The organism is Thermomicrobiales bacterium, assembly GCA_023954495.1.
In the GTDB taxonomy this organism is placed as follows: Bacteria; Chloroflexota; Chloroflexia; order Thermomicrobiales; family CFX8; genus JAMLIA01.
The window spans coordinates 1-1,743 of the sequence record JAMLIA010000152.1 but is presented as its reverse complement, the minus strand read 5'-3'; the positions used below and the strand labels follow the sequence as shown (position 1 = coordinate 1,743).

The 1,743-nt window shown below is 64.8% G+C and carries 2 protein-coding genes; one reads left to right on the top strand and one right to left on the bottom strand.

Annotated elements, in window-relative coordinates:
* The coding region (locus M9890_15765; GenBank protein ID MCO5178412.1) for a S9 family peptidase at positions 1 to 1,354 on the top strand (1,354 nt) is incomplete at its 5' end.
* Positions 1,355 to 1,364: 10 nt separating this feature from the next.
* Here M9890_15765 and M9890_15760 read toward each other — a convergent pair.
* Positions 1,365 to 1,743: hypothetical protein (locus M9890_15760; GenBank protein ID MCO5178411.1), on the bottom strand; the 379-nt coding region annotated here is incomplete at its 5' end.

Below are 1,743 nucleotides of genomic sequence, written 5' to 3'. Positions count from 1 at the left end.
CTCCTCGAATCGCGACGATGATTGGGAGATGTCAGAGGTTCGCGATATCTACGCGATCCGTCCAGCCGGGCAGGACATTCGAAGGGTCAGCGATGGCACCGGCAGCTGGAAGCGCCCGTCGTGGTCTCCGGACGGGACGACGATCGCCTGCCTGGGCACCCGCAACCTGTCGTCCGACGCCGCGAGGACTGAACTATTCATCGTCCCGGCCGGTGGCGGGTCGCCTGAGTCGATGAGTGCTGGATTCGACCGCTCACTGGCCGACCAGGGTATCGGCGACTCGACGTTCTTCGCCGAAAGCGCCCCGCGCTGGGCGGCTGATGGCAAGTCGATCCTGACGGTGTGTAGCGACGAGGGATCGGTCCAACTCGCGCGTGTCGATGTGCCGGACGGCGGCGTCACACTGCTAACCAGCGGCGCGCATAAGGTGAGCAATGCTGCGCAACTGCCGGATGGTCGCGTCGCCCTCGGTGTCGGCACGCCGACGACAGCGGGTGACATCTGGATCCGTGGTGCGGACGGCGCACTGAGCCAGCTCACTCACGTTGGGGACGAGTGGGGCAGCAGCATCGCGCTTTCGCAGCCTGAGGAGTTCCGCGTAGCCAGTGCCGACGGCACGATGATCCATGGCTGGATCATGAAGCCGGCCAACTTCGACCCAGACACGAAGTATCCGATGCTGCTGGAAATCCACGGCGGGCCGTTCGGCATGTACGCCGAGGCGCTGATGCACGAGTTCCAGACGCTGGCGGCACGTGGCTACGTTGTCCTCTACACCAATCCGCGTGGCTCTGCGGGCTACGGCGACGAGTTCGCTGGCGCGCTGTTCCGCGGCTGGGGCAAGCACGACATGCCGGACCTGATGGCAGCCGTTGACTGGGCGATCGAGCAGGGCTACGTCGATCCGGAGCGGCTGGGCATCCTCGGCGGCTCGTACGGCGGGTTCATGACCAATTGGGTCATCGGCCACACCGACCGCTTCAAGGCGGCGGTGACGCAGCGCTGCCTGTCGGACATGTACTCGACCTACGGCACCGACGACATCTACTTCGCGATGGCCGACCAGACGATCGGCGGCGACCCGTGGGACGACCCCGACATCTACTGGGAGCTCTCGCCGATCACCTACGTCGAGAACATCGACACGCCGCTGCTGATCGAGCATCAGGAGCAGGACATGCGCTGCCCGATCGGTCAGGCGCAGCAGCTCTTCACGGCACTGAAGCGGCGCGGCAAGACAGTCGAGATGATGCTGTATCCGGACGAGAGCCACGGCATGTCGCGAACCGGCCAGCCGAAGCACCGCATCGAGCGTCTGAACGCGATGCTGGACTGGTTCGACCGCTACCTGTAACGACCAACGATCACGGCCGGCGGCGCATCAGGATCAGGACCAGGATGCCGCCGGCCGCGACCGTCACCGCCGCGCCGATCCAGAACAGCAGCCCCAACCATTCCTCGACGAAGCTCGGTCGATAGATGGCCAGCAGGACACTGAGGCTGATCAGGCTCGTACCAACCAGCCAGGCGACAACCAGTCGATTGATGAGCGACTGGAACTCGCGGACGTAGCGCTCTGCCTCAACCACTCTGATGGCCGTCTCGAAGTTGCCGCTCTCCAGGATACTGATCAGTCGATCGAGCTTGCGAGGTGCATCGACCAGCAGATCGAAGGCATCTTCAGCGCCGGTCAGCAGGCGCGTGCCGATCTCACGCGGCTCGTAGCGCTCCAGCACCGCGCGG